General features: G+C 62.3%; 21 protein-coding genes. 1 reads left to right on the top strand and 20 read right to left on the bottom strand.

The window, feature by feature from the left end:
• Positions 1-7: 7 nt before the first annotated feature.
• The 12 genes from AC6IZO_RS16195 to buk form a co-directional block, all read right to left on the bottom strand.
• Entirely contained in the window at positions 8-1,372 is a 1,365-nt protein-coding gene (locus AC6IZO_RS16195; protein ID WP_497806485.1) for a glycoside hydrolase family 1 protein, read from the bottom strand.
• 117 nt (positions 1,373-1,489) lie between these two features.
• Positions 1,490-2,134, bottom strand: coding sequence for a BON domain-containing protein (locus AC6IZO_RS16190; RefSeq protein WP_497806484.1), 645 nt, complete (start codon positions 2,132-2,134; stop codon positions 1,490-1,492).
• Between the two features lie 93 nt (positions 2,135-2,227).
• Entirely contained in the window at positions 2,228-2,818 is a 591-nt protein-coding gene (locus AC6IZO_RS16185; RefSeq protein ID WP_497806482.1) for an anthranilate synthase component II, read from the bottom strand.
• A complete protein-coding gene (locus AC6IZO_RS16180) occupies positions 2,799-4,325 on the bottom strand; it encodes an anthranilate synthase component I family protein (protein WP_497806480.1) in 1,527 nt (508 codons plus the stop codon). Before AC6IZO_RS16180 ends, AC6IZO_RS16185 begins: the two co-directional genes overlap by 20 nt.
• Positions 4,322-5,371, bottom strand: a complete 1,050-nt coding sequence (gene aroF, locus AC6IZO_RS16175) for a 3-deoxy-7-phosphoheptulonate synthase (RefSeq protein ID WP_497806478.1) — start codon at positions 5,369-5,371, stop codon at positions 4,322-4,324. The genes AC6IZO_RS16180 and aroF overlap by 4 nt, the downstream gene beginning before the upstream one ends.
• A 3-nt stretch (positions 5,372-5,374) precedes the next feature.
• Positions 5,375-6,175, bottom strand: coding sequence for a tryptophan synthase subunit alpha (gene trpA, locus AC6IZO_RS16170; protein WP_497806476.1), 801 nt, complete (start codon positions 6,173-6,175; stop codon positions 5,375-5,377).
• On the bottom strand, positions 6,172-7,377 hold the full coding sequence (gene trpB, locus AC6IZO_RS16165; protein ID WP_497806474.1) for a tryptophan synthase subunit beta: 1,206 nt from the start codon (positions 7,375-7,377) through the stop codon (positions 6,172-6,174). The genes trpA and trpB overlap by 4 nt, the downstream gene beginning before the upstream one ends.
• Positions 7,374-8,018 carry a phosphoribosylanthranilate isomerase gene (locus AC6IZO_RS16160; RefSeq protein WP_497806472.1) on the bottom strand — a complete coding sequence of 215 codons (645 nt, stop codon included), beginning with the start codon at positions 8,016-8,018 and terminating at the stop codon, positions 7,374-7,376. The genes trpB and AC6IZO_RS16160 overlap by 4 nt, the downstream gene beginning before the upstream one ends.
• The gene (gene trpC / locus AC6IZO_RS16155; RefSeq protein ID WP_497806470.1) at positions 8,015-8,824 is read right to left on the bottom strand and encodes an indole-3-glycerol phosphate synthase TrpC; all 810 of its coding nucleotides are present in this window, start codon (positions 8,822-8,824) and stop codon (positions 8,015-8,017) included. Before trpC ends, AC6IZO_RS16160 begins: the two co-directional genes overlap by 4 nt.
• Positions 8,821-9,900 (bottom strand): anthranilate phosphoribosyltransferase, encoded by a 1,080-nt coding sequence (gene trpD, locus AC6IZO_RS16150; RefSeq protein WP_497806468.1) that lies wholly within the window; start codon positions 9,898-9,900, stop codon positions 8,821-8,823. Before trpD ends, trpC begins: the two co-directional genes overlap by 4 nt.
• A 218-nt stretch (positions 9,901-10,118) precedes the next feature.
• On the bottom strand, positions 10,119-10,493 hold the full coding sequence (locus AC6IZO_RS16145; protein WP_497806466.1) for a c-type cytochrome: 375 nt from the start codon (positions 10,491-10,493) through the stop codon (positions 10,119-10,121).
• A gap of 99 nt (positions 10,494-10,592) precedes the next feature.
• Positions 10,593-11,687 carry a butyrate kinase gene (buk, locus tag AC6IZO_RS16140; protein WP_497806464.1) on the bottom strand — a complete coding sequence of 365 codons (1,095 nt, stop codon included), beginning with the start codon at positions 11,685-11,687 and terminating at the stop codon, positions 10,593-10,595.
• A 402-nt stretch (positions 11,688-12,089) separates the two neighbouring features.
• Between buk and AC6IZO_RS16135 the strand changes: the two genes are divergently transcribed.
• Positions 12,090-12,554, top strand: a complete 465-nt coding sequence (locus AC6IZO_RS16135) for a MerR family transcriptional regulator (protein ID WP_497806462.1) — start codon at positions 12,090-12,092, stop codon at positions 12,552-12,554.
• 270 nt (positions 12,555-12,824) lie between these two features.
• On the opposite strand, the gene phoU is transcribed toward AC6IZO_RS16135, so the two are convergent.
• The 8 genes from phoU to AC6IZO_RS16095 all read right to left on the bottom strand — a co-directional run bounded on the left by phoU (position 12,825) and on the right by AC6IZO_RS16095 (position 20,549).
• Complete coding sequence (gene phoU, locus AC6IZO_RS16130) at positions 12,825-13,514, bottom strand: phosphate signaling complex protein PhoU (RefSeq protein WP_497806460.1); 690 nt, start codon at positions 13,512-13,514, stop codon at positions 12,825-12,827.
• On the bottom strand, positions 13,514-14,275 hold the full coding sequence (gene pstB / locus AC6IZO_RS16125) for a phosphate ABC transporter ATP-binding protein PstB (RefSeq protein WP_497806458.1): 762 nt from the start codon (positions 14,273-14,275) through the stop codon (positions 13,514-13,516). Before pstB ends, phoU begins: the two co-directional genes overlap by 1 nt.
• Positions 14,276-14,308: 33 nt before the next feature.
• Complete coding sequence (gene pstA, locus AC6IZO_RS16120) at positions 14,309-15,208, bottom strand: phosphate ABC transporter permease PstA (RefSeq protein WP_497806456.1); 900 nt, start codon at positions 15,206-15,208, stop codon at positions 14,309-14,311.
• Positions 15,201-16,226, bottom strand: a complete 1,026-nt coding sequence (gene pstC, locus AC6IZO_RS16115; protein ID WP_497806454.1) for a phosphate ABC transporter permease subunit PstC — start codon at positions 16,224-16,226, stop codon at positions 15,201-15,203. Before pstC ends, pstA begins: the two co-directional genes overlap by 8 nt.
• A gap of 313 nt (positions 16,227-16,539) precedes the next feature.
• Complete coding sequence (locus AC6IZO_RS16110; protein ID WP_497806452.1) at positions 16,540-18,219, bottom strand: putative porin; 1,680 nt, start codon at positions 18,217-18,219, stop codon at positions 16,540-16,542.
• Positions 18,220-18,403: 184 nt separating this feature from the next.
• A complete protein-coding gene (gene pstS, locus AC6IZO_RS16105) occupies positions 18,404-19,405 on the bottom strand; it encodes a phosphate ABC transporter substrate-binding protein PstS (protein ID WP_497806450.1) in 1,002 nt (333 codons plus the stop codon).
• A 267-nt stretch (positions 19,406-19,672) separates the two neighbouring features.
• Positions 19,673-19,996: a hypothetical protein gene (locus tag AC6IZO_RS16100; protein ID WP_497806448.1), complete on the bottom strand. Its 324-nt coding sequence runs from the start codon at positions 19,994-19,996 to the stop codon at positions 19,673-19,675.
• A gap of 97 nt (positions 19,997-20,093) precedes the next feature.
• Positions 20,094-20,549 (bottom strand): CBS domain-containing protein, encoded by a 456-nt coding sequence (locus AC6IZO_RS16095; RefSeq protein ID WP_497806446.1) that lies wholly within the window; start codon positions 20,547-20,549, stop codon positions 20,094-20,096.
• Positions 20,550-20,553: the final 4 nt, after the last annotated feature.

Below are 20,553 nucleotides of genomic sequence, written 5' to 3'. Positions count from 1 at the left end.
CCCTGAATTAGCGCGCGCCGCGCCGCCTCAGCAACGGCAATCGCGGCGTCATAATGGCCGGCGATGGCGGCTCAGCGTAACGCTCCATCTGCTCCTTGCTCAATCCATTCTGCGCAATGATGCTGCGGTAGAGTTCGGCGCTGGGCCGGGCGCGCCGCTCCTGCGTGCGAGGATCGAGTTCATACAGCCCGAAGCGCAACGTCCACCCCTGCGACCACTCGAAGTTGTCGACGATGCTCCAGTGGAAGTATCCGCGCACATCGTACCCCTCGTGCCACAATTCATAAAGATGCCGCACGGTGTTGACCATCACCCACGGGCGTATGCGGTCGGTGCGATCCGGCACGCCATTCTCCAGTACTACCATCGGCCGCCGCAGTGCCGCGTAGGTGTGCACCGCCATCTTCACCACCTCGGGACAGGCCTCTCCATAGGGATACTCGATGCCGCGGTCTCCCTGCGGAACATCCTGCGGCACGAACAGCCCGCCCGGCCCGTAGTACTTGCCGAACGGCAGGTTGATGCGCACGTGCAGCCGGTTATAGACGTTCAGCCCGATGAAGTCGACCGCGCCCTTCGCGTCCGGGGCTTCCACCTTCGGCAGCCACCACATCTCGGGCAGCGCGCCGTCGCGCAGAAAGTAGAGCGTGGAGAGGTTGTAAAGCTCGTGATAGACGCGCGCCAGCCAGCGGTCGAACGGACTGTGCGAGGCAGGCTTGAAGTGTATGTAATTGACGGCCAGGCCCACGCGCGCATCCTGCTGCGAGCGGTGCAGGCGCTCGTAGGCCAGAGCATGCGCCTCGTGGAGGCCCATCAGCGTGAGCATGGTCGCGCGCATGTCCAGCCGGCGGCCTGGCGGAAATTCTCCGAACAGGTAACCGAAAGCCGTGAAGACGTTGGGTTCGTTGAATGTGACCCAGTCGGTGCAGAGATCGCCGAATTGCTCCTGCACCTGCGCGGCAAAGCGTGCAAACAGGCGCGGCCCGCTGTGGTGCGTAAAGGCTCCGAGCTCTTCAAACCACTGCGGATGCGTGAAGTGATGCAGCGTGATGAGCGGACGCATGCCGCGTGAGCGGATAGCGCGCAGCAGCGCCCGGTAGCGCTCCATGGCCACGCGGTCCCACTCGCCCTGTCGAGGCTCCAGGCGGCTCCACTCCACAGAGACACGCAAGGCATTTACGCCAAGCGCGGCGCAGCGGTCCAGGTCGCTCTCACCGTCACGCCACCAATTGCATGCTGCGCCGCAGCGGTCGCGTGAGCGCACGCCGCCCGTCTGCTCCCAGTGGTGCCACTGGTTGAGCGTGTTGCCGCCTTCAAACTGGTGTGCCGCCGTGGAGATGCCCCACAGCCAGCCTTCCGGAAACGTGAGCATGATTCGGCCGCCGCGCGTGGTGTCCGCAGAGTAGCAGCCCGCTCCGCGCGCGGCAACCGCACAGACACAGAAGGCGCAGAGCCTGTGCCCCGCGCCTTCCTCAAAACGGCTGTTTCCCTATTTCTTCTTCTTTTCCGGCTGCGCCACAATCAGCTCGTTCTTCACTTCAAAAACCCCGGGCACGGTGTTGGCGCGGATGCCCGCCGCGTCCTTGTCCGCCTGCGTGTCCACCACGCCCTCCAGCTTTACATGACCGGCGTTGACGATGATGTGCAGGCTGGGCGCAGCTTCCCACGAGTAGCGCGAAAGGCCGCCAAAACTGAAGATGCTGCGCGCCACCGCCCGGCGAATGCGTATGTCACTCTGGAAGTTCGGCATTACGTTGATGTGGTTGACCACCGCGGTCACGCCTTCCACCTGCTTCGCCGCGTTCTCCGCGTCAGACTTCATCCACGGCTCGCGCACGTCGCCGTAAAGCTCCACGGTCGTGCCCTTCACCCGGAACATTAGGTAGTCCCAGATGCTGTAGCGCGGCATCATCACAAGCTCATGCCGAACTTCGCGCGCAATGCGCTCGGTCTCACTCGCAGGCTTGGGCAACTTGCCGTAGGAGACCAGCGCCGGAATCAGCGGCGTCTCTTCCGGGCCGGTGCCGCGCACGGCAGGCGCGGGTGCCTGCGCCATCGCCTGCGACGACAGCATGATCATTCCGCTCACCGCAAGCAGGGTGAGCAACAGCAAGGATTTGAATGTCTTTCTCATCTGTTCACCCCCGTGAAATCTAAAGATCATTCCTGCCGCATAGACGGCTGAGACGGCACGAAGGTGAGCGCCGCCCGCAGCTATTTACATCGCTTAAGGCTTCACCGACGCGCTCTCCTGGCACCGCTGCCAGAAGTTGCCAAGCATCTTCATCCCCTGCGGCGTCAGCACGGATTCGGGATGGAACTGCACTCCCTCCACGTCGAGTGTGCGGTGCCGCACTCCCATAATGATGCCCTCTTCGGTCTCCGCCGTAATCTCCAGCTCCTGTGGGCAGCTCGCGCGTTCAATCACCAGCGAGTGGTATCGCCCGACCTCGACCGGCTGCGGCAGTCCGGCAAAGACGCCGCGGCCGTCGTGATGCACGCGGTAGCACTTGCCGTGCACCGGCTTGGGCGCGCGCACAATGCGTCCGCCAAAGGCCTCGCCAATGGACTGATGCCCCAGGCAGACGCCGAGGATGGGCAGCTTGCCCGCCAGCTCGCGAATAGCCGCCAGCGACACGCCCGCCCCCTTTGGCTCGCCCGGGCCGGGGGAAATCACCAAGCCGCTGTAGCCGCCGCACGCGATCTCCTCAACCGTGATGGCGTCATTACGCGCCACGCACGGCTCCGCGCCCAGTTCGCCCAGGAACTGCACGAGGTTATAGGTAAACGAGTCGTAGTTATCGATCACCAGCAGCATGGCCGCCTCCTGCCTGTTCTTCACCGGCCACGGCCAGTGCCACCGCGCGGCGCAGCGCCTGCGATTTGTTCACCGTCTCCTCCCATTCTTTCGCCGGGTCGGAGTCATACACAATGCCCGCGCCAGCCTGCACGCACACCGAATCCTTCTTCACTTCCATGGTGCGTATGGCAATGCACGAATCGAGGTTGCCGGTGTAGTCGGCGTAGAGCACGCAGCCGCTATAGACGTTGCGCGGCCCGCGCTCCAGTTCGGCAATGGCCTGCATGGCGCGGATCTTCGGCGCGCCGGAAACCGTGCCCGCCGGGAAGCACGCCGCCAGCGCATCGAAGCGGTCGAGCCCCTTGCGCAGTGTCGCGGAAAGCTCCGTCACCAGGTGCTGCACGTGCGAATACTTCTCCACCGTCATCAACTTCTGCACCTTCACTGAGCCGTACTCGGAGACCCTGCCGAGATCGTTGCGTCCAAGATCCACGAGCATCATGTGTTCGGAGCGCTCCTTCTCATCTGCCAACAGTTCGCAGGCGAGCTGCTCATCTTCTGCGCCAGTTGCGCCGCGTGTGCGCGTGCCGGCAATCGGCCGGTAACTCAGCTCGCCGCGCCGCGAGCGCACCAGCATCTCCGGCGAAGCGCCCACCAGCGCCTCATCGCCCAAGCCAAGCAGGAACATATAGGGGGACGGATTGGTCATGCGCAACGCGCGGTAGAGAGCCACCGGCGTGGTGCGCGCATGGGTCTCAAAGCGCTGCGAGAGGACAATTTGGTAGCACTCTCCGGCGGCGATCAACTCCTTCGCTTCTTCAACCGCGTGCTCAAATTCCGGACGCGTGAAGTTGGAGCTGAACTCAATCTCACGCGAGGTTTCCGCCGCGGGATCGGCCAGAGGAAGCTCGACCGCTTCACTCAGGCGTTTGACCACGCTGCGGTTCTTCTCCACTGCCTGCTCGTAGGCCGTGCGCAGCTTTCCTTGGTCGCCCTGCGCCTCTTCCGGAAACACGAGCGTGCGCACTTGTATCTGCTGGCGCGCGTGGTCAAAGGCCAGCACCGTGCGGAAGATCAGGAACACCGCGTCATCGCCTTCGGCAGGAATGACCTTGACCGCAGGCTCAAACCATTGCGCCGCCGCATAGCCAAGGTAGCCGACGCAGCCGCCCGCCATCGGCGCATCATGCTCGCCAACGGCCAGGTCGCGGTTGGCAAATTCGCGCCGCAGATACTCAACCGCGTTGCAGTTCTCTTCATGCACGGTACCGGCAATCTCCACCGTGCACTGCGCGCCGCGCCCGCGGACCACAGCATGCGGCTCCGCGCCCAGGAAGCTGTACCGCGCCAGGTGCTCGCCGCCCTCCACGGACTCCAGCAGGAAGGAATAGCGCGAGCCGTTCTTGACGCGCAGATAGGCCGAGAGCGGTGTCAGCAGGTCTGCGGCAACGGTGTGCGACACCGCCACCACCGAGGCTCTCTGCGCGCGCTTTTCGAACTCCTCAAAGTTCTTCGGACCGATCACGCGTGCACCTCCGCGCGCTTCGACTGCGCGACAGTGCGTCCCACCACTTCGGCAATCTTGCGTACCTCGTCCACCAGCGTGTCGAGTTGATCGGGGTAGAGCGACTGCGGCCCGTCGGAGAGCGCTTCATCCGGGTTGTTGTGAACCTCGATGATGAGGCCATCGGCGCCCACGGCTACAGCGGCGCGCGCCAGCGGCGTCACCTTGTGGCGCTTGCCGGTGCCGTGGCTCGGGTCTACGAGGATGGGCAGATGGCTCAACCGCTGCACGGCCGGCACCACGCTCAGGTCAAGCGTGTTGCGCGTATGATCGGCAAAGGTACGCACGCCGCGCTCGCACAGAATCACGTCGTAATTGCCTTCGCTCATCACGTATTCGGCGGCCATCAGGAACTCCTCGAGCGTGGCCGAAAGTCCGCGTTTCAGCAGCACCGGCTTGCGTGTGCGTCCGGCGGCTTTCAACAGCGAGAAGTTCTGCATGTTGCGCGCGCCAAGCTGGATGCAGTCGGCGTACTGCGCCACCAGCTCCAGCGAATGTTCGTCAACGGCCTCGGTCACCACCAGCAGCCCGAACTTCTCGCGTGCCTCCGCCAGCAGCTGCAGCCCTTCCTCACCCATACCCTGAAACGCATACGGCGAGGTGCGCGGCTTGAATGCTCCCCCGCGCAGAAAGCGCGCTCTTGTGCGTGCTACGCGCTCGGCCACGGCAAATAGCTGGTCACGGCTTTCCACCGCGCACGGTCCGGCCATGATGGCCACCTCGCGCCCGCCAACCGTTGCGTCGGAGCCCGCAAACTTCACCACCGTGTTCTCTGGCTTCGCTTCACGGCTCACCAGCTTGTAGGGCTTGGACACTGGGATGGCCTCAGCCACGCCCGGTATCTCCTCAAATGTTGACGGTTCCAGCGCGCCCTTGTTGCCGGTAATGCCGATAGCTGTGCGCTGCGCGCCAGGAACGGTGTGCGCCCGCAGGCCGAGCTTTTCCACGCGCCGGCAGACTTCGCTCACCTGCTCCGGTGATGCATCCGCTTTCATCAATATCAGCATCGCTTACTTCTCCTTTGCGGCAACCGACTGCGTAAAACCGCTCACAAATTCCTTCACCTTCGCGGGTGCCTTGCGGCCTTCGGCCTCGATGATGCGCACGATGGCCGAGCCGACCACAACGGCATCCGCGAACTGCCATGCCTGGTGCGCTTGCTCCGGAGTCGATATGCCGAAGCCGATCGCCACCGGCAGCTTGCTCACCTGCCGTATGCGTTGCACCAAACCTTCCACGTCATTTGAAAGCTGTTTGCGCGCACCGGTAACTCCAGCGACCGAGATGGTGTAGAGAAAGCCGGTCGCGTGCTGACCAATGTGCTGCAAGCGCGCATCGCTTGTGGTGGGCGCCACCAAGTTGATGAGGTCCACATCATGCTCGCGCAGCATCGCCGCCAGCGGCTCAGCGGTATCCGCCGTCAGGTCCGTGATGAGCACGCCCGCAATACCCAATGAGTTCGCCTCGGCCGCCAACTTTTCCAGCCCGTATTGCAGCAACGGATTCAGGTAGCTGAACAGCACCATGGGAACACCCGTCTTCTTCCATGCGCGTTGCGCAACTTCCAGCACCTGCGCGAGCGTGGTGCCATGATGCAGCGCGCGGTCGCATGCCGCCTGGATCACCGGCCCGTCCGCCATCGGGTCGCTGAACGGCACACCCAGTTCGATGACCGACGCGCCAGCCTCGGCAAGCGCCACCAGAATTTCGTACGTCGTCTCCAGGTCCGGATCGCCCGCCGTGATGTACGGAATGAATCCCTTGCGCCCTTCGGCCTTCAGCGCGTCAAACACCTTCGTCAGTTCGCTCATTGCTGTTTCGCCTCCAGGCATTTCGCCACGGAATCCACGTCCTTATCACCACGTCCGGAAAGATTGACGATGATCAATGCTGTTTTCGGAAGCTCGCGCGCCAGCCGTATGGCATGCGCCACCGCGTGCGACGATTCAAGAGCCGGAATGATGCCCTCCTTGAGCGAGAGCATCTGGAAAGCCTCCAACGCCTCCGCATCATTCGCAGAGGTGTACTCCGCGCGCCCGATCTCGCGCAGGAACGCGTGCTCCGGACCGACTGCCGCGTAATCCAACCCGGCTGAAATCGAATGTGTGCTCGCAATCTGGCCGCCCTCATCCTGCAGCACGTAGCTGTACGTGCCTTGCAGCACGCCGGGGCGTCCACCGGAAAAGCGCGCGGCATGCTTGCCCAGCGCGCTGCCCACGCCGCCGGCTTCCACGCCGATCAACCTCACTGACTTGTCCGGCACAAAGGCCGTGAAGATGCCGATGGCGTTGGAACCGCCGCCGACACAGGCGACCACCGCATCCGGCAGGCGGCCTTCCTGCTTCAACACCTGCGCGCGCGCCTCGTCGCCAATGACGCGCTGGAACTCGCGCACCATCGTTGGATACGGATGCGGCCCGAGCGCGCTGCCCAGCAGGTAATAGGTGTCATTCACGTTCGTGACCCAGTCGCGCAGCGCCTCGTTGATGGCGTCCTTCAATGTCTTGGAGCCGGTCTCGACCGCGCGAACTTCCGCGCCCATCAACCGCATGCGGAAGACGTTGAGTGCCTGCCGTTTCATGTCCTCCGAACCCATGTAGACCACGCACTCCAGGCCGAAGCGCGCGCACACCGTAGCGGTGGCCACGCCGTGCTGGCCCGCGCCGGTTTCGGCAATGATGCGGCGCTTACCCATGCGGCGCGCCAACAGCACCTGGCCCAGCGCGTTGTTGATCTTGTGCGAACCGGTGTGCGAGAGGTCTTCGCGCTTGAGATAAATGCGCGCCCCGCCCAAGTGCTTCGTCAGTGACTCCGCGTAGTACAGCGGCGTCGGGCGTCCGGAAAAGTTCGCCAGCAGATCCTGCAACTCCGCCTGAAACGCTGCGTCTTTCCGCGCCTTGGCAAAGGCCTCGGTCAACTCTTCCAGCGGAGCCATCAATGTCTCGGCCACGAACCGGCCGCCGTAGGTGCCGAAGAATCCATCTTCGGCCGTGGTGTTCCAAAGCTGCTTCATTCCAACCTCTTCCCTGCGGCACGCGCCGCCAGCAGAAACTCCTGAACTTTGTTGTGGTCTTTCATTCCGGGCGCAGTCTCAACACCGCTGCACACATCCACGCCATCGGGATGCACCGCATCAATCGCCGCAGACACGTTCTGCGGGCTCAGTCCCCCGGCGAGATAGAAAGGCACGCGCCCCGCAAGATGCTCGCGCACACCCCGCAGCAGGCTCCAGTCGAACGTTTGCCCGCTGCCACCGCGCAGCACGCTTGGCGTGTCGAACAGGAACGCCGCAGCCTGGTAGGCATCCAGCACGCGAAAATTAAATTCCTCATCCACGTGAAAGACCTTCCACACCGCAAATTCCCGCGCCAGTTCCGCGCAAAGCTCCGGCGACTCCGAACCCGCAAGCTGCACGGCATTCAACTTTGCTTCGCGCGCGATGGCCGCGATGTCCTGGGCGCTGCGGTCAACAAAGATGCCCACGCGCTCCACCTCATCCGGAAGCGCGGCGCAGATGGCCGCCACCGCAGAAGCCTGCATAAAGCGCGGGCTGGGCGGATGAAAAATGAAACCCACTGCGTCAGCGCCGTTACGCACCGCACATTCGGCATCGGCAAAGCTGGTGTTGCCGCAAATCTTCACGCGCAGCTTCATGCCTGTGCCTCCGTCGCATCTTCGGCGCGGACTGAACGCAATTCGCGCAGCATCCGGACGGGGTCTTCCGCGAGCATTAGCGTCTCGCCGATGAGGAACCCGCGATACCCCGCACCGCGCAGGTGCCGTATATCGTCTGTCGTGCGAATACCGCTTTCGCTGATGAGCACTGCATCCTTCGGCGCCAGCTCGGCCAGCCGCATCGAGGTTTCCAGCGTCACTGCCAGCGTCTGCAGGTTGCGGTTGTTCACGCCGATGAGGCGGGCGCCCGCGTGCGCTGCACGCTGCAGCTCCTCTTCACTGTGGACTTCGACCAGCGCGTCCAGCCCCACGCGTTCGCACTCTCCGAGAAGCGTCGCCAGTTCGTCATCGCTCAAGCCAGCCACAATCAGCAGCGCCGCCGACGCTCCGGCCAGCACCGCCTCATGCAGTTGATAGCTGTCGACGGTGAAATCCTTGCGCAGCAGCGAAAGTTCGACCGCCGCATGCACGGCACGCAGATCGTCGAGCGAGCCGCTGAAGTACTTCGGCTCGGTGAGCACGCTCATCGCCGCCGCACCCGCTTGTTCGTAGAGCCTTGCAACCTCGACCGGCTGTGCACCGGCGCGGATGGCGCCCGCCGAGGGCGAGCTGCGTTTGAACTCCGCAATGATGTTGATGCCGTCGGCACTCAGCGCGGCGTGCATGCGTCCGGCCTGCGCTTTCGCGGCAAGAGCGCGTGCAGCGAGCTCCGCGCGTGCCTCCGACGTTACCGCCTGCATCTCGGCACGCTTTTCGTCCATCACCTTCAGTAGGAATCCGCTCATGCCTGCACTCCTGCCAAACTCAGCGAGCGCAGCGCTTCGAGCTTTGCCAACGCCCTGCCGGAGTCCAGGCTCTCCTTCGCTCGCTCTGCACATTCCAGCAGCGGCGCAGCGGTGCGGACGTGCAGCGCGGCGGCGGCATTCATCAGCACCAGATCGCGCGCAGCATCGCGACGCTCCCCGGCCAGCACGCTGCGGATGATGGCCGCGTTCTGCGTGGCATCGCCGCCGCGCAGGGCCGAGCAATCCTGGCACTTCAACCCGAAGTCTTCGGGTGCAACTTCGCGCTCGTTGAGTTTTCCATGGTCCACTTCCACGACGGTGGTCGGGCCGTCGAGCGTGATCTCGTCAAGGCCGTCGTGTCCGCGCACCACCCACGCGCGCTCCACGCCGAGTGCTGCCAACGCACCGGCCATGGCCTTCATGTACGGCGCAGCGCTCACGCCCATGATGCGGTACGGCGCAAGGCACGGATTCACCAGAGGTCCCACAAGGTTGAACGTGGTTCGTACGCCCAGTTCGCGGCGCACCGGAGCCACACGGGCCAGCGCCGGATGGTAAAGAGGAGCAAAGAGGAAGCAGATGCCGATTTCGTCCAGCGCGTGCTCGGCGCGTGTGGCGTCGCCGTTGCCTGGCTTGGCCAGTTGCACGCCCAGCGCCTGCAACACGTCGGCGGAACCTGACCGGCTGCTGGCGGCGCGGTTGCCATGCTTGGCCACAGCGCAACCGGCTCCGGCGATCACAAACGCCGCAGCGGTGGAGACGTTGAAGGTCTTGGCCGCGCTTGCGCCGGTTCCGGCGGTGTCAATGGCGGGCTGCGCGCTGTGTACGTGCACCATGCGTGCCACCAGCGCGTCGGCCACGCCGCTCAACTCCTCGGCGCGCTCGCCCTTGGCGGCCAGCGCAACCAACACGGCGGCAATCAGCGTGTCGGTGGTCTCCGGAGCCAGCAGCGCGGAGGTCATCTCAGCCGCTTCACTGCGGGAAAGGTCCTGGCGCGCGCTCAGGCGGCGCAGGTATTCACGTAATACGGATGCAGGTTCACCACGATGTGCGATGTCCACGGACTCTTGTGCCATTGCAGAAATCCCATGCTCACGGATATGCCGTGAGAAGCTATTCAGTTTTGTTTAATTGAAATGCGTAAACGAAACGTGCCGCGTTACAGGCACACGACGGTCGTGGACCACCATCGGCGGGACCATCGGTGAGCGGAAATGGAAGGAGTGTTGCTCACGGGTTGAGTGTAGCATTGCCCACCGCACCATCACAAGCGGGAAACAAAAATCTCCTGCGGCTAGCGCAGCGTGACCAGGAACGCGGCAATATCCCGCGAATCCTTTTCATTCACATTCATCGATGGCATCGAGGTGCCCGGCTTCAGCGAAGACGGCGACTGAATCCAGCGCACAAGGTTCTGCGGCGTGTTTGCAACCCGGCCGCCGGCGATAGTCTTTGCGCTGCCCACATGCGCCAGCGAAGGCCCTGTAACATCCCCCGTATTGCTGACGCCGGGAATGCTGTGGCACGCCGTGCAGCCGTATTGCGCGAGCACGGCGCGTCCCGCCTTCGGGTTGCCACCCGTTTCACGCACCAGGGTGGAAGTGAGCGTGCAACCCAGCGTCAAAGAAAACAGAATGAGAGCCGCAACCGTAAGAGTCCGAGTGTTCATGATGATGTGTTAGCAGTGTACTGCGGGATTGCACGCACAAACCAGCCTTCCGGGCGACCGGGCGTTCGCAACGGCTCGAGTTCCTCCGAAACAGATCTGCTACGCCAGTGCCTGCTCCGCCTGGTAACTGCGCGCCGGCTCCTCACAGCGAAGCACGCGCAAGGCGCCTTCGGCCAGCGCACGCAATTCGTCTTCTCCCGGGTACACCGCCACTGGCGCCAGGAATTGCACGCGCGCCGCAATGTGCTGCACCAGCCGGGCCGAGTGCGCCATGCCGCCGGTGAGCACCACCGCATCAAGGTTGCCGCCCAGCACGGTCGCCATCGCGCCGATGTCCTTAGCGATCTGGTAGGCCATCGCCTCAAAGACGAGTGCGGCCTTGCGGTCGCCGGCGTCGATGCGGCGCTCCACCTCCATCAGGTCGCTGGTGCCGAGGTAGGCTTTGAGGCCGCCTTCCACGGCCAGCGCGCGCTCCAGCTCTTTATCCGTCATGCCGCTGGTAAAGCACAGTTCGATGAGCTGGAGCACAGGCACTGTCCCCGCGCGGAGCGCGCTGAACGAACCTTCTTCGCGCGAATTCGTTGCGTCCACCATGCGCCCGTCGCGATGCGCACTCACTGTGTTTCCGCTGCCAATGTGCGCCACCACCAGGCGCAACTCCGCATAAGGCCGATGCTGGTCGCGGGCAAAGCGCTTGGCCGTGGCCTTGGTGTTGAGCGCGTGCGACAGGCAGACACGATCGGTCAGAGGCGTCCCAGAGAACCTCGCCACATCCTCCCACTCGTCGACGGAAACCGGATCAACAATGTAGGCTGGGCAGTGCGCGTGCGCCGCGATTGCAGCCGCCAGAGGCGCGCCAAGGTTGGACGCATGGTCACCACGCGCGGCATGCGCCAGATCCTCAATCATCGCATCGCTCACCTCGTAGGTTCCGCTGGGCAGTGAACGGAGCAGGCCTCCGCGGCCAACAACAGCGTCAAAACGCTGCAGGTCAAAACCGGAAATCTCAAGCTCGCACTCAATGAGGGCACGGCGGAAGTCGAACTGTTCCACCATCGGGCGCCCACGATATGGCGCCAGCACGTCGTCGCTGTGGCGCAGCGTGCGCTCCATGAGAGGCTCCAGGTTGTCGAAGACAGCGAATTTCGTGGAGGTGGCTCCCGGGTTGAGTGCGAGGATGCGGAACTTCTCCATGACGCGCTCCTAGGTGGAGACAATGGCCCGATTCGCAGGCACGCCGGAGAATGCCCCAGTCGGGGGTAACTGCGCTGTGCCGTACGTCACTGTGCAACGGAATGAAGGCACAGGGTTCCATTCGGGGAATTTTCACCGTAGCAATTTGCAACACCTTTTGCCCCCTTCCCGGAGTTTCAGGTTGCGGCATATCACCCCTCGGGTGGGGCATTTGGCTTCTTTCTCGGCCTCCTGCTCCAGATAGCCCGCATTTCTTAGAGTGTTCTAAGTTATTCATTCATAAGATGTAGCAAGATACCTTCCGGAGTTTTCCAGTTTTGGCCCCCCAGATGCGAATACCACCACCGAGGCTGTGTGTTTTCCGGGTTTCAACCCGGCTGGAAGTAGGTTGAAAAAGAAAATATGCAAACTGCGGATTCCGCAAAGATAAAGATCGGTGCTGTTGCCAGTCACTTCAATGTATCGGTGGATCTGCTCCGGCTTTACGAACGAGAGGGCTTGCTGATTCCAATCAAGTCCCCCAAGGGCACGCGGTATTTCACTGAGCAGGATTACGTCTGGATTTCAACTCTGTTGCGGTTGGTGCGCGAGGCGCGGCTGAATTTTGCCGGCATTCGTCACTTGCTCGCGCTGCTTCCCTGTTGGGAGATCAACGGGTGCAGCACGGATAGCAAGACGCACTGCCCGAACGCACAGGGAGCCACGGAACCCTGCTGGGTGAAGAAGCAATGCTGCAATCCTCGCGATTGCTACAGCTGCCCGGTGTACCGCTCCGCCAGCGCATGCCAGAACCTGAAGTCTCTGCTGCTGCCGCTGAACGAAACGGAAAGGCCGAAGTCACTGTTACAGGTTGTGGCGCGCGCGTAGGCCAGAGTCACGGAAGGTGTATCCGTTAAAGCGGTGACTGCGACGGATGCACAAGTTCCGGATCTGCCCCAGCGCTGCCCGGTCGTGCACACGTTGCCCACTGCACAGGAGAGGCAATGTGCGCACGGTCTTCACGCCTGCGTGTGCGCCCCCACCGCGCGTCGGCACTAGCCGGAGATTTCTCCGCTCAAGGTCTGTCTTCATTCGTACGAACGAAAGGCCCACCCGCCATGCGGATGGGCCTTCGTATCACTGATCACATCCAACGTATTACTGCGCGTGGGTCTCCGCGTCCGGCTGCCCCAGCGCCGCGCCGTGGCGCACGTCCGCGCCCTTCACCCAGAAGATGACATCCTCGGCGATGTTGGTGGCGTGGTCGGCCACACGCTCCAGGTTGCGCGTAATCAGCAGCGCTTCCAGGTACTGCTGCGTGTGCTCAGGCTTCTCCTTCATGGCCTTCACCAGCACCACGAAAGCATCATCCTTCATGCGGTCCACAATGTTGTCCATCTCCAGCACGGCCTGCGCCACGTCGGCCTTGGCCGAAAGGAATGACTCCAGCGCGCGCCGCACCATGGCGGAAACCGTGGCGCTCATGCGTGGAATATCGACCGGTATATCGGCCTCCTCCGAGTGGATCAGCGTCAGCGCGCGCTGCGCGATGTTGACCGCCTGATCGCCCACGCGCTCCAAGTCGCCGTTGATCTTGAGCACGGCGAGGATGAAGCGTAGATCGGTGGCCATGGGCTGCTGCATGGCAAGAATGTCCACTGCTTGCTCGTCGATGGCACGCTCCAGCGCGTTGATGGATTTCTCGCGCTCGAATACCTGCTCGGCCATCTTGGCGTCGCGCTTCTCGTACACCTCGCTGGCGAACTCGATGGCGCTCTCCGCCTGCCCGCCCATTTCGAGCAACCGCTGCTTCAGGTCGTCGAGTTCCTGCTGAAATCTGCTGCGCATTATCCAAACCTGCCTGTGATGTAGTCTTCGGTCCGCTTGTCGGCGGGCGTGGTGAAAATCTTCTGCGTCTTGTCGAACTCGATCAGCTTGCCCATCAGGAAGAAGCCGGTGGTATCGGCAACGCGCGCGGCCTGCTGCATGTTGTGCGTCACGATGACGACTGTGTACTGCTCCTTGAGCTGGAAGACGAGTTCTTCGATCTTGCCGGTGGAGATCGGGTCCAGGGCTGAGGCCGGTTCATCCATCAGCAGGATGTCAGGCTCCACGGCCAACGCGCGAGCGATGCACAGGCGCTGCTGCTGTCCGCCGGAGAGGCTCGCGCCGGACTTCTTCTTCAGCACGTCCTTCACTTCGTGCCAGAGCGCAGCCATCGTCAGCGAGTGCTCCACCACCTCATCCAATTCGCGGCGGTTGCGGTAGCCGTTCAGCTTCAACCCGGCGGCCACGTTGTCATAGATCGACATGGTCGGAAACGGATTTGGCTTCTGGAAGACCATGCCGATGCGGCGGCGGACATCGACTGCGGCGGTCGACTTGCCGTAGACATCGAGGTCGCCGACTTTGACTTCCCCGTCGACACGCGCGTCGGCGATGGTCTCATGCATGCGGTTCAAGCAGCGGACGAACGTGCTCTTGCCGCAGCCCGAGGGACCGATGATGGCCGTCACCTGGTTCGGGGCAACGTCCATGTTGATTTCCTGCAGAACCTGCGCCTTGCCGAACCAGGCGTTCAGACTCCGGACTTCAATTCCAAGACCCATGATGGATCGGGCTCCTTGTCAAAAAACCTTTGGTTACGCGCTGTGCCGCATCTGTCCGCGGCTGGCGACAATGCGCACGGCGGTCACGGCGGTGACGATCAACAGAATCAGAACCAGCGCGCCGGCCCACGCCTGCCGGTGCCAGTCGTCATAGGGCGAGATGGCGTAGGTGTAAATCTGCAGCGGCAGCGCCGCCGAAGGCTGCGTCAGAATGTCGGTGCCCTTCAGGTTCCAGAACTGGTTGCCGAAGGCGGTGAACATCAGCGGGGCGGTCTCGCCTGCCACGCGGGCAAACGCCAGCATGACGCCGGTGATGATGCCGCTGGCGGCGGTGCGCACGGAGATGGACAGCGTGCTGCGCCAGTGAGGAATTCCCAGACCCAGCGCGGCTTCACGCACGTTGTTCGGCACCATCTGGAGCATCTCTTCGGTCGTGCGCGCCACGGTCGGCACCATCATGATGCCAAGCGCGATGCCGCCGGAAAGCGCGGAGAAGTGCCCCTGCCGCACCACCACGAGCGAGTAAACGGCGATGCCGACCACGATCGAGGGCACGCCATTGAGCACGTCGGCAGTGAAGCGCACCAGCTGCGCATACTTGTTGCGCCCGAACTCAGAGAGGTAGATGCCCGAGCCAATGCCGAGCGGGATGCCGATCAAACTGGCGATGCCGAGGATGACGGCCGAGCCGACGATGGCGTTTGCCATGCCTCCGCCTGCTTCGCCCGGAGGCGCTGGCGTCTTCGTCAGGAAGTCAATGTTGATGGCGCCCACACCCTTGTAGACGAGGTAGACGAAGATGGCCACCAGCGGCACCAGCACGATAAGGGAGGCGGCCGCAGCCGAACCCACCATCGCCCAGTTCACAATGCGGCGAAACCAGCTGATGGTGCGGGTCTTTCTGGAAACTTGAACTTTCTCTTGCTTAGACATGCTGCCTCGAGGCGCCGCGCGTGATGCTCCAGACGAGCAGGCGGGCCATCGCATTCACAATCAACGTTACGAGCAGCAGCGCCAGGCCGATCTCGACCAGCGCGCTCAAGTAGAGGTCTCCGGTGGCTTCGCTGAACTCGTTGGCGATCACCGATGCCATGGTGTAGCCGGGTGCGAACAACGATTTTGCAATCTCCGGGCGGTTGCCGATGACCATGGTGACGGCCATCGTCTCGCCAAGTGCACGGCCCAGGCCGAGAATGATGCCGCCCAGAATACCGACGCGCGCATTGCGCAGCACCGCCATGCGGATCATCTCCCAGCGCGTTGAACCCAGCGCCAGAACAGCTTCGCGCTGATGCTGCGGCACCACGCTCAGCACCTCGCGCGTAATCGACGAGATGATGGGGACGATCATGATGGCGAGGATGACGGCGGCGGCCAGCATGCCGATCCCGAACGGCGGGCCGTCAAACAGCCCCGTCCAGCCGAACGACTTGGCCAGCCACGGCTGCACATACTTGCGCAGTAGCGGGCACAACACAAAGATCGCCCACAGGCCGTAGATGACGCTCGGAATCGCGGCCAGCAACTCCACCAGAAACGAGATGATGCCGCGTAACCACTTGGGGCAGATTTCGGTGACGAAGACCGCCACGCCAACCGCGAGCGGAACCGCCAGAATCAGCGCGACGAACGACGAGACCAGCGTGCCATAGAGAAATGGCAGCGCGCCGAAGTCGCCCGAGACCGGGTCCCACGCCTGCCCGGTAAAGAACTTCCAGCCGAACTGGGCGATGGACAGGCGAGAGCGGATCCAGAGCTCGTAGACGAACAAAGCCAGCACCGCAATGACACTCAACGAACAGGCAAGCATCACATAGCGGAAGCCGAACTCGGTTGCGCGGGTAAAGAAACCGACACGCGCCGGAAGGCGGCGCACACTCGAACGAAGTTTTACGGACCGGCGTTCGTTCGGATCACTGTTGGGCCGCTCCACGAGCGGCGGTACGGCCAACGGCCGTGCTAACCCAAGCGATGGGTTTTGGCTGCTTGTGCTCACGCTCGCAACATAACAAACCAATATGAATGCATGATGAATTTTGCCTGGAAAGTGGATGTCATTGCAGCGGAAGGAGTTACATGAATTACTCTGCACCGCCACTGGTGCGGATGTTAAAGACGTAGCAGGAAGGGTTCCAAAAGATTACGAGCCAGCGCAACCGGTTGGTCACGCTGGCCCGAGACAGCCCTTGCAGGTTTGCGCGGGCTGGAGGAAAACCTTGTTGAACAGGAGGCCGGTATTCGAGCCAGCCTCCCGCGTTTGCGAACTAGAAGCTGTAGATGACGTCGAGCTGACCGCGATACAGGTTCGTATTCTTGGTGAACGAGGTCGGGGTCAAGTTGAAGTCCAGGTAGTGGCCGATCCACTGCGTGTAACCGAGCGTGGTGTTGTGGGCCACTCGATAGTTGAAGTAGATCTTGTGGTTCAGCGCGTTGGTCGGCTGGAACTGATCGCTCTCGGCAAAGGAGGCCATGACGGCATCCTGCTCGGCGCGGATGAACGAGTAACCGAGCTGCCAATCGCCCTTGTTCTTCTGCTGGCCAATGCTGGCGTCGACAACGATCAGGCTGTCGCGCTTCTTGGTGGCTGCCGTCTTCGCCGACGTGGTGAAGAAGCTGACGCCGCCATTGTTGGCCGTGGCGCTCAGGTTCTTTTCATACTCGAACAGTACGTTGATCGGCAGGTTCGCCTTGTTGGTCTTGATCGTATTGTTCAGGATCACGTCGGAGTAAAGGAAGTCAGAGCAGAAGGCCGCCGCGGTGGCACCGTACTGCACCTTGTTGGTGATGCAGTTCGTCATGCCATTCGGGGCAAAGCCGGTAGCACCAACCTTGAAGCCGCCGTAGTAATTCGGCGTGCCGCCGTTGTTGGCCGTGGTGGCCGAGCCATTCACGGTGAAGTTCGGGGTGATGAAGTCAAAGATGCTGTACGACGGGGTCATGGTCCAGCGCGACCCCAGCTGCAACTTGGCCTGTGCGCCTCCACCGATCGCCCAGCTTTCGTCGCGATTCTTACCTACGGCCTGCGTGTTCAGCTCGTTCAGGAACAACTGCGCGGCAAACACCGTGATGTTCTTGACCACGGAGTTCTTCAGGTCCACCGAGTAACGCTCGTTGAAGCCGTCCGGATTGATATCCGGGTCGAAGGTCTGATTCGTCTTCTGCCAGTTGAAGGCCCACTTGCCGCCCGTGATCGACAGGCCCTTCACGGCGTGCGGAGCCCAGGTGACATAGCCGCGGTCGATGTTCAACGGCTTGCGGATCATCGAGTCGCCCAGGGTCTGGTTCGGTGAAGTCGGATCATTGGCCGCACCGGTGGCGATGGCAAATCCGCCGACGAAGTCCTGATTCAGCTTGCCGTCGATGGCAAAGCGAACGCGGACGCGCGGGCGATTGCGTTCAAAATCGTTGTTGGCGGTGTTGGCAGGGTCGTTCTTTGCCTGGGTGAAATTCTCATAGCGGACGCGAACATCGCCCGACATGCGGAAGCGTCCCAGCAGGCCTTCCAACGCGGCCGTGCGCTTCTGTTCGTCCTGCGTCTGCACGGCGGAGTTGGTCAGCGTGGTCTTCACGTCGGCAACGTCAGCCTGCAAACGCTCAACCTTGGGAGCCTGTTCTTCGGCCAGCGCGGTGCTCTTGGCCTGCGCGTCGTTGGCGGCCTTTTCGGCATCAGCCAGCTTGGTCTGCGTGGTCTTCAGCTCCTGGCTGTTCTGCTGAAGCTGCTGGTCGAGCTTCTGGTTCTGCTGCTTCAGGGTCTCCAACTGCGCCTGCTGCGCAGCCAGAGCATCCTTCAACTCTTTAAGTTCCTGCTGGGTCACGCCTTTGGCGGCAACAGCCTTCTTCTTCGCGGGAGCCTTGGCGGCCTCCTCACCGGAAGGAAGCGGCTGCGCCGCGCACACGGCGCTCAGTGCCAGCACGGCAATGGCTTGACGGAAGGTAGCTTTCATTGCGATTTCTCTCTCCAACAACTTGAAATTAGGTTTGCGGCTTCGTGGAGCCGCGCGATCAATGTCTTGAATTCCCTTTTTGCGTACCGTTTTGCCCGCGTACTGCTTGCTTTTTGGCGCAAAAAGGCCCCCTGGTGTCCCCGAAGGGGCCTTTTGCGCGAGACTGCTTTCCTGTTTGTCCTGCTTACTTAAGGGTCTTGATGGTTGCCAGCACCTTCTGCGCCACCTCGTGCGGCAGCGGAGCGTAGGTGAGCTGGTTGGTCATTTTCTGGCCTTCGGTCACTTCCCACTCAAGGAACTCGCGGATGACCTTGCCCTTGGCGGCATCACGAGACTGCGCCGGAATCAGCAGCCAGGTGAAGCTGGAGAGCGGATAGGCGTTCTTGCCGTCGGCGTTGGTGATGGAGACGCGATAATCAGCGGGCATCTTCACGCCGGCCGCGGCAGCCGTGGTGCTTTCCAGCGAGGCCTTGATGAACACGCCAGCCTTGTTGCGAACTTCACCGAAAGGAATCTTGTTCTGTACGGCGTAGATCAGCTCAACGTAGCCGATGGAGCCTTCGATCATGCGGATCTGTCCGGCGACGCCCTCGTTGCCCTTGCCGCCGAGACCGACCGGCCACTTCACGCTGGTGTTGGCGCCCACGCTCGACTTCCACTCACCGCTGACCTTGGAGAGGTAGTCGGTGAAGATGAAGGTGGTGCCGCTGCCGTCAGAACGGTGCACGACGACGATCGACTGGTTCGGGAACTTAACGCCGGGGTTCACCTTGGCGATGCGCGGGTCAGCCCAGTTGTTGATCTTGCCCAGGAAGATTTCCGCCAACAGTTCCGGCGTGAACTTCAGGTCGGAGCGAACACCCGGCACGTTGTAGGCCGGAACCACGGCGCCCAGCACAGTCGGAATGTGCACAACCTTGAAGTGAGTAGCGGCCATCTGTTCGTTGGTCATCGGCATGTCGCTGGCACCGAAGTCCACGGTGCCGGCCTGCAGCTGCTTGATGCCGCCGCCGGAACCGATCGGCTGGTAGTTGATCTGCACGCTGCCGGTCTTGTGGTGGTATTCGCTGAACCACTTGGAATACATCGGATAGGGGAAGGTTGCACCGGCGGCGTTGATGGTTTGCGCCGAAGCCAGCACGGAAAATGCAACCAGACACACGAGAACTTTGATCAAGCGAGACACTTAGTCTTTTCCTCCAGGCGCTCTGCCTGACTTGAGTGTGCGTTCGTTTTGTTACAGCTTCGTTACACATCCGTGAATTAAGGGTGAAGATGCAAACCCCGCGCTGAGAGTAGCTTGCGTCGGGAGCACACCGCGAAAGTGGCGGCGTGGCGCGGCCAGCAAGCGCCGATGAGTCAAGCGCGTACGGACAACCGCGTGCTACGAATGTGGCGAGGATGGCGAAAAATGGATGGGAGCGAAAAGACGGATTACGGATTGCCGCCAAGCTCAGGCGTAGTAGTTCACCATCACACCGTTGAGCGGGGAGAGCGCTTGCCAGGAGACATACTGCGCGATGGCCGCGCGTGCGCCGTCCACCAGCGAGGACAGCGATGGCAGATAGACCGACGAGGCACTGGAATAAGGATCGTAGGAGTCGTCGCGGAAGCTGCCGCTGAAGGCATCGCCACGATTCTGCCCCACCGGGCGGACCGAACACCACCAGTCATTCTGCGGTGTTACCACCGGCAGAGAGACTGGCGAAAGCACTATGCTGCGTTCTCGCCTCGGTACCGGCTGCGTCACTCCAACGATGGTGAGGCTCGTACTCATGCTGGTTTCTTCGGCAAACCAGCCGGGAGCTTTAGGGGACGCGCTCCGCCGTCCGAGCCGGCGTTGAGCTTTCTTCGCGCCAGTTCACGCGCAACGGCTAGCCGGGCGTACCGGCAATGTAGGCTTCCAGTTGGCGAATTGTCTCCTGCTGCGCCTTCAGCATCCAGTTCACCAGGTCGCCAATGGAGATCATCGCCGTCGGAACCTCATGCTGGAGCACGGGGAGATGGCGTACACGCTGAGTGGTGATGATCTGCATGCACTCGGCAACCGTGTGCTCCGGCGTCACGAAGATCACCGGCGCTGTCATCACCTCGGAGACCGGCGTCTCGCGCGACATGCGGCCCATCAGCACCAGCTTGCGGGCGTAATCGCGCTCGCTGAAGATGCCCACCAGGCGCTCCTTCTCCAGCACTGCCAGCGCGCCGATGTCGTGCTCGGACATCAACGACAGCGCATCATAAACAGTCTGTGTAGGGCTGATCGAATGCAACCCCGGCTTCTTGGCGCTCAACAGCATGCGCACCGTGTCATTCCATTGCATAGCGGCCATCCTC

It is taken from the genome of Oryzophilus luti (assembly GCF_059726245.1).
This window is presented reverse-complemented; position numbering and strand designations above follow the sequence as displayed.

What these genes read in the sequence shown, in the direction of transcription:
- AC6IZO_RS16195 (WP_497806485.1), bottom strand. Translation starts at nt 1,372, where the DNA reads ATGCTCACGTTTCCGGAAGGCTGGCTGTGGGGCATCTCCACGGCGGCA.
- AC6IZO_RS16190 (WP_497806484.1), bottom strand. Translation starts at nt 2,134, where the DNA reads ATGAGAAAGACATTCAAATCCTTGCTGTTGCTCACCCTGCTTGCGGTG.
- AC6IZO_RS16185 (WP_497806482.1), bottom strand. Translation starts at nt 2,818, where the DNA reads ATGCTGCTGGTGATCGATAACTACGACTCGTTTACCTATAACCTCGTG.
- aroF (WP_497806478.1), bottom strand. Translation starts at nt 5,371, where the DNA reads ATGCTGATATTGATGAAAGCGGATGCATCACCGGAGCAGGTGAGCGAA.
- trpA (WP_497806476.1), bottom strand. Translation starts at nt 6,175, where the DNA reads ATGAGCGAACTGACGAAGGTGTTTGACGCGCTGAAGGCCGAAGGGCGC.
- trpB (WP_497806474.1), bottom strand. Translation starts at nt 7,377, where the DNA reads ATGAAGCAGCTTTGGAACACCACGGCCGAAGATGGATTCTTCGGCACC.
- AC6IZO_RS16160 (WP_497806472.1), bottom strand. Translation starts at nt 8,018, where the DNA reads ATGAAGCTGCGCGTGAAGATTTGCGGCAACACCAGCTTTGCCGATGCC.
- trpC (WP_497806470.1), bottom strand. Translation starts at nt 8,824, where the DNA reads ATGAGCGGATTCCTACTGAAGGTGATGGACGAAAAGCGTGCCGAGATG.
- trpD (WP_497806468.1), bottom strand. Translation starts at nt 9,900, where the DNA reads ATGGCACAAGAGTCCGTGGACATCGCACATCGTGGTGAACCTGCATCC.
- AC6IZO_RS16145 (WP_497806466.1), bottom strand. Translation starts at nt 10,493, where the DNA reads ATGAACACTCGGACTCTTACGGTTGCGGCTCTCATTCTGTTTTCTTTG.
- buk (WP_497806464.1), bottom strand. Translation starts at nt 11,687, where the DNA reads ATGGAGAAGTTCCGCATCCTCGCACTCAACCCGGGAGCCACCTCCACG.
- AC6IZO_RS16135 (WP_497806462.1), top strand. Translation starts at nt 12,090, where the DNA reads ATGCAAACTGCGGATTCCGCAAAGATAAAGATCGGTGCTGTTGCCAGT.
- phoU (WP_497806460.1), bottom strand. Translation starts at nt 13,514, where the DNA reads ATGCGCAGCAGATTTCAGCAGGAACTCGACGACCTGAAGCAGCGGTTG.
- pstB (WP_497806458.1), bottom strand. Translation starts at nt 14,275, where the DNA reads ATGGGTCTTGGAATTGAAGTCCGGAGTCTGAACGCCTGGTTCGGCAAG.
- pstA (WP_497806456.1), bottom strand. Translation starts at nt 15,208, where the DNA reads ATGTCTAAGCAAGAGAAAGTTCAAGTTTCCAGAAAGACCCGCACCATC.
- AC6IZO_RS16110 (WP_497806452.1), bottom strand. Translation starts at nt 18,219, where the DNA reads ATGAAAGCTACCTTCCGTCAAGCCATTGCCGTGCTGGCACTGAGCGCC.
- AC6IZO_RS16100 (WP_497806448.1), bottom strand. Translation starts at nt 19,996, where the DNA reads ATGAGTACGAGCCTCACCATCGTTGGAGTGACGCAGCCGGTACCGAGG.
- AC6IZO_RS16095 (WP_497806446.1), bottom strand. Translation starts at nt 20,549, where the DNA reads ATGGCCGCTATGCAATGGAATGACACGGTGCGCATGCTGTTGAGCGCC.